Annotated in this window: 5 protein-coding genes; 3 read left to right on the top strand and 2 right to left on the bottom strand. The window is 38.3% G+C overall.

Annotated elements, in window-relative coordinates:
- The first annotated feature begins 236 nt into the window (after positions 1-236).
- Both QUH73_RS12945 and QUH73_RS12940 read left to right on the top strand, forming a co-directional pair.
- Positions 237-2,354, top strand: coding sequence for a thioredoxin domain-containing protein (locus QUH73_RS12945; protein ID WP_289530860.1), 2,118 nt, complete (start codon positions 237-239; stop codon positions 2,352-2,354).
- A gap of 201 nt (positions 2,355-2,555) precedes the next feature.
- Entirely contained in the window at positions 2,556-3,356 is an 801-nt protein-coding gene (locus tag QUH73_RS12940; protein ID WP_289530859.1) for a M48 family metallopeptidase, read from the top strand.
- 760 nt (positions 3,357-4,116) lie between these two features.
- Here QUH73_RS12940 and QUH73_RS12935 read toward each other — a convergent pair.
- Positions 4,117-4,797 carry a rhomboid family intramembrane serine protease gene (locus tag QUH73_RS12935; protein WP_289530858.1) on the bottom strand — a complete coding sequence of 227 codons (681 nt, stop codon included), beginning with the start codon at positions 4,795-4,797 and terminating at the stop codon, positions 4,117-4,119.
- 61 nt (positions 4,798-4,858) lie between these two features.
- A complete protein-coding gene (locus QUH73_RS12930; protein WP_289530857.1) occupies positions 4,859-5,572 on the bottom strand; it encodes a cell division ATP-binding protein FtsE in 714 nt (237 codons plus the stop codon).
- Positions 5,573-5,839: 267 nt separating this feature from the next.
- Between QUH73_RS12930 and QUH73_RS12925 the strand changes: the two genes are divergently transcribed.
- Entirely contained in the window at positions 5,840-9,025 is a 3,186-nt protein-coding gene (locus QUH73_RS12925) for a tetratricopeptide repeat protein (protein ID WP_289530856.1), read from the top strand.
- The last annotated feature ends 18 nt before the right edge of the window (positions 9,026-9,043 follow it).

The raw sequence follows: 9,043 nt of genomic DNA, 5'->3' as shown, positions 1-9,043 counted from the left end.
AATATGAAACTATTAAGTCCGATCAATTAGGGATATTTTAATATCGAACTCAGGTTAATACGCGATGTTGGAGATGTTGCATTTGTAGGAGTAACGCTCACGCCCGAAATTCTAATAGTTAAATTTTGGCAAAATATTATAAAACAGATTTTAAGTTGATGATTGTGAACCTACTTAATCTTATTTAAAATGATTAAAAATAATTTCTATCTTTAGTTTACTTTAAAACAAGGGAAATGATGAGAATCAAATTTACGTGGGGCGTGTTGCTTTTATTGCCAACAGTCAGTCTCGCTCATTCTCAAAATCACGATCAAACAATGAAACATACACATACAAATCATTTAATTAAGGAGAATAGTCCTTACCTGTTACAGCATGCTCATAATCCTGTTAATTGGTATCCCTGGGGCGAAGAGGCTTTGGTCAAAGCCAAAAACGAGAACAAACCCATACTGGTGAGCATTGGTTACGCCGCCTGCCATTGGTGTCATGTAATGGAGCGCGAGAGTTTCGAGAACGAAGAAGTCGCCCAGCTGATGAATGAATTTTTTGTCTGTATAAAAGTCGATCGTGAGGAGAGACCGGATATCGATCAGATCTACATGGATGCCGTACAAATGATGACTGGCAGTGGTGGTTGGCCTTTGAATTGTTTTGCCATGCCCAATGGAAAACCGTTTTTCGGAGGTACCTATTTCCCTGCTGATAATTGGATGAATGTGCTAAACGGAATTCAAAATGCATGGATCAACGAACAAGAAAAAGTAAAGAAGGTGGCCGATCAGTTGGCCAAGGGAATCCGTGAAAACGAAATAATTACGGTAAAGGCTGAAGCCGAACCATTCGCTGTCGCGGATTTAGAGAAAGCATTTCACCTTTGGAAACAGGAATTTGATACTCGCGAAGGGGGAAACAATCATGCCCCAAAATTCCCATTGCCCAATTCACTTCAGTTTTTGTTGCGTTACTATTACTTTACAGAAGATCAGTCGGCGCTCAGTCAGGTAAGGCTTACGCTTGATAAAATGGTCATCGGCGGAATTTACGATCAGGTGGGCGGAGGTTTTTCCCGATATTCAGTCGATGCCATATGGAAAGTGCCGCACTTCGAAAAAATGCTCTACGACAATGGGCAGCTGATCAGCTTGTATGCTGAAGCCTATCAGCTCACTAAAATTGCCGAATACAAACAGGTAATTCAGCAAACTCTCGAGTTTGTCGATAGAGAATTAAGCTTGCCTGAAGGTGGCTTTTATTCCTCGCTCGATGCCGATAGTGAAGGGGTGGAAGGGAAATTCTACGTGTGGGAAAAGGCGGAAGTTGATCAGCTTTTAGGCGATCAGTCAAAACTATTTTGCGAGTATTACGGCATTACCGACCGGGCCAATTGGGAGGAAGGAAACATTCTCATGATCCAGACTGATAAAAAGACTTTGGCCGGGAAGTATGAAATATCCGTAACAGAATTGGAGAAAGTTTTAGAGGAGGGAAGAAGAGTTCTTCTGGAGAGAAGAAAGGACCGGATCCGACCTGGTTTGGACGATAAATCGTTAACCAGCTGGAATGCACTCATGCTAAAAGGATACGTAGATGCATACAAAGCTTTGGGTGATGAAAAATATTTGAATAGAGCTATTAAAAATGCTGAGTTCATTCAAAAATACCTTTGGAAAGGAAAAGCGCATTTGCACCGTAATTACAAAGATGGCAATTCGAAAATCAATGGATTTTTAGACGATTACGGTTTTACCGTTGAGGCTTTTGTCGCACTTTATCAGGCAACTTTTAACGAGAAGTGGTTGCTAAAAGCCAACGATTTGCTCGGGCATGTTATCCTTCATTTTTCCGATGATCAGTCGGGCATGTTTTTCTATACATCCGATGAAGATGATGCCCTAATTGCCCGTAAAATGGAATTGCTCGATAATGTAATTCCATCATCAAACTCATCCATTGCCAAAAGCCTGTTCTTAGTAGGAACTTATTTAGATAAAGGCAGGTACATAGAGCGTTCCGGGCAGATGCTGGCGAATGTGAAACCTCGCCTCGAAAAGGCCATAAACTATCATTCCAATTGGGGACAGTTGTATTTTTGGTTGGCAAATCCGCTCATCGAAATTGTTGTTGCAGGAGAAAATGCCATGGTTCAAAAACGAAAAATTGAAGAATTATTTTTACCCAATGTCTTGATTTCAGGGAGCAAAACCGAAAGCAGTTTGCCTTTGTTGCAAAATAGATATGTAAATGGACAAACAACTTTCTATCTTTGTGAAAATAATATATGCAAATTGCCTGTTACTAAAGTAGATGATCTGTTAAAACAACTGAGCGCTATAAACACTGATCAGTAAACAGTTATCAGTGAACAGGGGAGAATGATTTTTTTTGAAAGCCTGAAGGGCTTTAATATTTTAGCCCGGCGCAACGCCCCGGGAATTGAATAGTGGACATAAAACCGTCGCGCAAATTAATTTTAAGTAAAGAGATTCCGTTCCTCGCGACGAGACGGAAATGAATTTTAAAAAGAACCAATTATTAAAAATCATAAAAAGATGAAGAAAAATAGGCGTACCATTTTACTTTCGGGCTTTTTGTTGTTTGCAATTGCATGTGCAACAGTGCCCATTACCGGAAGAAAACAAATGAATTTGTATCCAGAAACAGAAATGATTGCCACCAGTCTCACCCAATACGATGCTTTTTTAAAGGAGAGCAAGCTTTCCGATAACAAAGAGCAATCGGCAATGGTGAAAGCTTGCGGTGCACGAATTTCTGTTGCGGTAGAAAAGTTTATGAACGAGAACGGTATGAGCGATCGCACTGCAAATTTCGTTTGGGAATTTAATTTGGTTGATGATGAAACCCCTAATGCATGGTGTATGCCAGGCGGTAAAGTGGTTTTCTACACAGGAATTTTACCTTACACACAAACCGAAACCGGTATGGCAGTTGTTATGGGACACGAAATTGCTCACGCCATTGCCCGTCATGGTAACGAGCGAATGAGTCAGCAAATGGGTATTCAGGCTTTAGGACAAGGTTTGGCAATTGCTTTAAACGAAAAACCTGCCGAAACAAAACAAATTTGGAATACTGCATTTGGTGTAGGTTCCAATGTATTGGTTGTATTGCCATTCTCGCGTTCTCATGAAAGTGAAGCCGATAAAATGGGTTTGATTTTTATGGCTATGGCCGGATACAATCCTGCTGAAGCAATTGATTTTTGGAAACGAATGGGAGAGAGCGGCGGTCAAAAACCACCGGAATTCCTATCTACTCATCCAGCCGATGCAACTCGTGTTAAAGATTTAGAAGCATATCTGCCAGAAGCAATGAAGTATTACAAGAAATAATAATTTGCAGCATATAAGAAACTGTTTAAAAATTTATCCTTTAGCTTTTTTATAAGCCAAAAACCTCATAATTGCGTTAAATTATCTTTAAATAGAACCACTATTCGCATCAAATTTGCCTTATTTTGAGTCTTTTTTCTTCGATAAAAATTTCTAAAAATAAATTTAAACAGCTTCTAAAATTTATGGCGTTCTCACAACAGATGAGGATGCCGTTTGTTTTTATAGTAAGGAAAATACAATTAAAAACCTGACAGCGTCGAAGACCTGTAAGTGTTTGTTGTGTTTAATGATTTTAGAAAGGAGATATCTTTTAATGAATAGGAAAGCTGTATTCTCCTCTCCTTCAGGAGAGGGATAGGATGAGGTTTTATCTGAATTTTATTGTTTTTTTAATTTTATGAGTCACAAAATACCCCTCTGTCCTTCGGACATCTCCCCTGAAAAGGGAGAAACCAACAAATAAAGTTTTGTCAGGAAATGGGTGCTGATTTCTGAAACTATGTTCTCCTTTAAATAAATAATTCATATCGCAGTCAGCGGTTTTTATTTTTCGAGGAAACCTGACAGCGTCGAAGACCTGTCAGCGTTTGTATGTGCAATGATTTTAGAAAGGAGACTTCTTTTAATAAATAGAAAGGCTGTATTCTCCTCTCCTTCAGGAGAGGGATAGGGTGAGGTTTTTACCTGATAGTGGTTTCGGAAGTAACGGAGAGGCTTCTCTCTTTCACCTTTTTCCTTTTCCCTTGTTCCTTGTTTTTCACTTCCTCAACACTTCCTTATCTTCAAAATCCTCCGAATTCCATATCTCTTCAGGAATAGAGTCATCATCTTCGGGGATAATAACTGTAGGTTTTTTCGGCCCTTGGTTGCGATAAGCCAAGGCGTAAATCAGACCAGAGAAACCACCAAACAAATGACCTTCCCACGAAACATCTTTTAGAATTGGGAACACGCCCCAAAATAAGCTGCCATATAGAAAAGCCACAATAAAAGAGATAGCAATTAAACGGTAGTGATTACGAATAATTCCGCTGAAAAACAGGAAGGAGGCAAAAGCATAAACCAATCCGCTGGCACCAATATGATAGGCTTCGCGCGCACCAAGCCAAACCAGAATGTTTGCTGTAAAATAACACAGTATGAATATTTGGTACGAGAGCGGACGATAGAAATAAAAGATACCCCAACTTAGTACAAAAAAGGGAATTGTGTTGGCCATTAAATGACTAAAATCCTTATGAATTAACGGACTGGTGAGAATCCCGATTAAACCTTTGGTGTGCAAAGGGAAAATGCCCAAATAATACAAATTCAGGCCAAGTCCCCATTCAAAAATTTTAACAGTCCAAATCAAGAAAATAAAAGCGATCGGAAAAATCAAACTGTGCTTTAGCTTCAATTTTTCAAAATCCGAATTGTATGAAGTTTTATTTTGCAAGTTTTAATCAGTGTAAGTTTTTTTGAAACCCGTTAGTATTTTGGTGCATTTTGGAATTTATTTATTCCAATTCAAGTTCTTCCTCTACATCGGTTTTCGGATTCGAAATTTCAATCACTTTTCCGTTGATACATTCAAGCGTACGTGCAGGAAATTTTTTCAAAAGATCGTGCTGATGTGTTGCCATCACAATAGTTCGTCCATTTTTACTGATATCCATAAGTAATTCCGCCAATTCATCTGAGGTTTCAGGATCAAGATTGCCTGTTGGTTCATCGGCTAAAATAATATCCGGAGAGTTGAGTAAGGCACGGGCAATAACGATTCGCTGCTGTTCTCCTCCCGAAAGCTCATGTGGCATTTTATATCCTTTCTTATCCATTTTTACTTTACTCAACACTTCCTCTATTCTATGGTCAATCTCCTTTTTGTTTTTCCAGCCGGTAGCCTTTAAAACAAATTCCAGATTAGCGTGAACATTACGATCGCTTAACAATTGAAAATCCTGAAATACAATACCAATTTTTCGTCTTAAAAAAGGAACTTGTTTTGTTTTGATGATAGGAAGATAAAATCCGGCAACCGAACCGCCTCCTTCTTTTATTGGCAGATCGGCGTACAAGGTTTTCATTAAACTGGTTTTTCCACTACCCACTTTACCTATGATGTAAACAAATTCTCCTTTTTCAATTTCCAAACTAACATCTGTTAGAATAATATTATCCGCCTGACGGATAACTGCATTTTTAAGTTCAATGATAGGAGATTCGGACATATATTTCGTTTTTTTTAAATTCAAATTGTGTGTTAACATACAAATCTAAAAAATTATTTCGGCAGAAGGTTTTTTATTGCTCTTTTCTTTATTAAAACAGAGTGCAATTTTTCTTTCTTTCCTTCGTTTGAATTACGATAAGCTTACAGATTATTTATACCTTTAAGCCTGATTTTATGAGTTGAATTTGATTCGGGAATCAGCCACTGAAAGGCTTGGATATTCAGCGTTTTTTTAACTTGTTATACCTATCACACGCAACGTAGTATGAGAAACAAATGTAGTTTGTGGATTTTGACTTCCCTGTTTTTTTTATGTTTGGGATTTACAGTTCAGGCCCAAAAATCATTAACCCATAAAAGTAGTAATCAAGTTTGGCAATCGGCCATGGAAATGTTCCAAAACAAAAATTATGGAGGAGCAAGACACGAATTTTCCGATTTTATTCAAATGGAGAAGGATGCTTATTCCGATCGATCCACCAAAGCAGATTTTTATATGGCTTGGTGTTCCATCGAACTTTTTCGTCCCGAGGCAGAAGAGGAAATGAAATCCTTTATTCAGAAACATCCCGAAAGTAATTTAAAACAGGCTGCGTATTTTCAGTTGGGGAGACAGCAGTATCGAAGTAAGAAATACAAGGATGCTTTGGAATGGTTTAAACAGGTAGATGTTTATGCCTTAAATTCCGATCAGCGAACCGAATACCAGTTTAAAATGGGCTATTCTTATTTTGTAGAAAAGAAATATGAAGAGGCCAGACAATTCTTTTTCGATATTATCGAGGTGTCCGGAGAATATAATGCTCCGGCAAATTACTACTATGCTCACATTGCCTATTTAAACGGGAATTATCAAACCGCGCTGAATGGTTTCGAAAAGCTGATTAAGAACAAAACCTTTCAGCCAATTGTTCCTTACTACATCACACAAATTTATTACCTGCAGGAGAAATATGCCAAGGTAATTGAATATGCGCCGCAATTTTTAGATGATGCCACGGTAACGCGAAGTGATGAAATTGCAAAAATGATTGGACTTTCTCATTATCAGTTAAAAGAATATCAAAAGGCAATTCCATTTCTGGATAAAGGAAAGAAAAGCTTTTCCCGTGAGGATAAGTTTGCTTACGGATATTGTCTTTACAAGCAAAAGAAATTTGGCGAAGCGGCAGAGCAATTCGAGAGGGTTGGCGGCGAAAATGATGAGTTGCTGATGGTTGCCAATTACTGTTTGGCTGATTGTTCCTTGCAACTGGGAGATAAAAAAGGAGCTAAAGTTGCTTTTGCAACAACTGCCCGAATGGATTTTGACAAAAATATGCAGCAGGATGCTTTGTTTAATTTTGCGAAATTGACTTACGAGCTTTCTTATTCTCCTTTTAACGAGACCATAAAGGCTTTCGATGAATATTTGCAGAACTATCCAAACTCTGATCGCAATGATGAGGCTTACGATTACCTGGTGAAAGTATACATGACCACTAAGAATTATGGGGATGCTTTACTTTCGATGGATAAAATTGCAAATAAAACTCCGGAGATTAAAAAGGCCTACCAAAGAGTTTCCTGGCTGCGTGGTTTAGAGTTGATGAAGCAGTTGAATTACAGCAAGGCAATCGAATCTTTTAATGCATCTTTGCAATACAAAATTTATAATTCTCAGATTGCTGCCGAATGCATCTACTGGAAAGCAGAAGCTTATTATCGAATGGGTGAATTTGCTAAGGCAACTAATCTTTACAACGAGTTTTTATTGTCGCCGGGTGCCGGTTCTTCGGAATATTACGAGCGTTCCTATTACAACATCGCATATGCTTACTTCGAGCAGGATAACTACAGCGAAGCTTCCGATTGGTTCCGCAAGTTTGTCAATCAATCCGACAAAAAAAGCACCTTTGTTTCGGATGCTTGTAACCGCATTGGCGATTGTTTCTTTTTAAACAGAGATTATAAAAATGCAGCCGAATATTACCGAAAATCAGCGATTGCCAACAAATGGGATACAGATTATGCATTGTATCAGCAGGCTCTCTCGTTTGGATTATTGGGCAACACAAACGAAAAGTCGCAATTATTGGAACAGATACGTACTTCTTATCCCGATTCTGAATATTTAGATGAGGCATTGTTCGAATTGGCGAATGCAAAAGTGAAGTTGGATGATCAGGCCACTGCCGTATCTATTTATAAAGAATTAGCTGACAAATTTCCGAATAGCAGTTATGCTCCCAAATCATTGCTGCAGTTAGGACAGCTGAATTACAATGCGAAAGAATACCAAAAAGCCATTAGTTCTTACAAAGAGGTGGTTTTAAATTATCCGCAAAGCGAAGAAAAGAAAAGTGCCTTTATCGGATTAAAGAATGTTTATGTTGATATGAATAATGTGAACGACTATTTTGCTTTTGCAGAGTCGTTTAAAGGAGGTGGAGCAATTCGAAGTTCAGAGAAAGATTCTCTTTCGTATATTTCAGCCGAACGATTGTACATGTCAGGCGATACGGAGAGAGGTACAAATGCTTTGAGTGAGTATTTATCCAATTTCCCAAATGGAATGTTTCAGTTAAATGCACAATTCTACAAAGCAGACGCGGCTTTAAATCAGCAAAAATACGATGAGGCACTTGCCGGATTCGAACAAGTACTGAGTCGTCCAAACAACTTGTTTACAGAAAGGGCTTTGCTGGCTTCGTCACAATTAAATTACAGAAATAAGAATTACTCTCAGGCGAAGAAACAATTTTCGAGATTGACGCAAATGGCTGAGATTCCTGAGAATGTGAAATTGGCTAAAGTGGGTTACATGCGATCGGTATACAGTTTAAAAGAGTATGAAAACACAATTCAGGCGGTAAACGATGTACTCGAGGTTGCCAAATCGCAGGAAGAATTAATACGGGAAGCAAAGTATAAGCGAGGCAAATCTTATTTGAATTTGGCAAATGCAGAAGCTGCATCGAACGATTTTAAAGAATTAGCTAAGGAAACACAAACTGCCGAAGGTGCCGAAGCAAAATACCTTTTGGCTAAAATATATGCAGAAAAAGCTCAGTATGATTTGGCCGAAAAGGAGATCAACGAGTTCATTGAAATGAATTCGCCTCATCAGTATTGGCTGGCAGAAAGCTTTCTTTTGCTGTCGGATGTGTTTCTGAAAAAGAATGACCCTTTTCAGGCTCGATATACCTTGCAAAGTATTGTTGATAATTATGCGGTAAAGAACGATGGGATTATCGAAAGAGCGCAGGCGAAATTAGATGTTCTTTTAGCCAGAGAGAAAAAAGCCGAAGAAAAAATAACCAATAGTGAAGTGAAAGTTCAGTTCGAAGGAGCCGACAGTACCGAAAGCAATAAGTTATTTGAAAAATCTTCGGTGAAAACAGATTCTCTTAAACTAGATGAGGAGAGTATAATGTTAGAGAAAATGTTAAATAGATTAGATATTAAGTAATTAACCACTAATAAAAAA

Source organism: Labilibaculum sp. K2S (assembly GCF_030372765.1).
In the GTDB taxonomy this organism is placed as follows: Bacteria; Bacteroidota; Bacteroidia; order Bacteroidales; family Marinifilaceae; genus Labilibaculum.
Note: the sequence above shows the minus strand (reverse complement) of the source record. Positions and strands in the feature narration are given on the sequence as shown.

Excerpts from the sequence above, each read along its gene's own strand:
- QUH73_RS12945 (WP_289530860.1), top strand. The coding sequence starts at position 237 with ATGATGAGAATCAAATTTACGTGGGGCGTGTTGCTTTTATTGCCAACA.
- QUH73_RS12940 (WP_289530859.1), top strand. The coding sequence starts at position 2,556 with ATGAAGAAAAATAGGCGTACCATTTTACTTTCGGGCTTTTTGTTGTTT.
- QUH73_RS12930 (WP_289530857.1), bottom strand. The coding sequence starts at position 5,572 with ATGTCCGAATCTCCTATCATTGAACTTAAAAATGCAGTTATCCGTCAG.
- QUH73_RS12925 (WP_289530856.1), top strand. The coding sequence starts at position 5,840 with ATGAGAAACAAATGTAGTTTGTGGATTTTGACTTCCCTGTTTTTTTTA.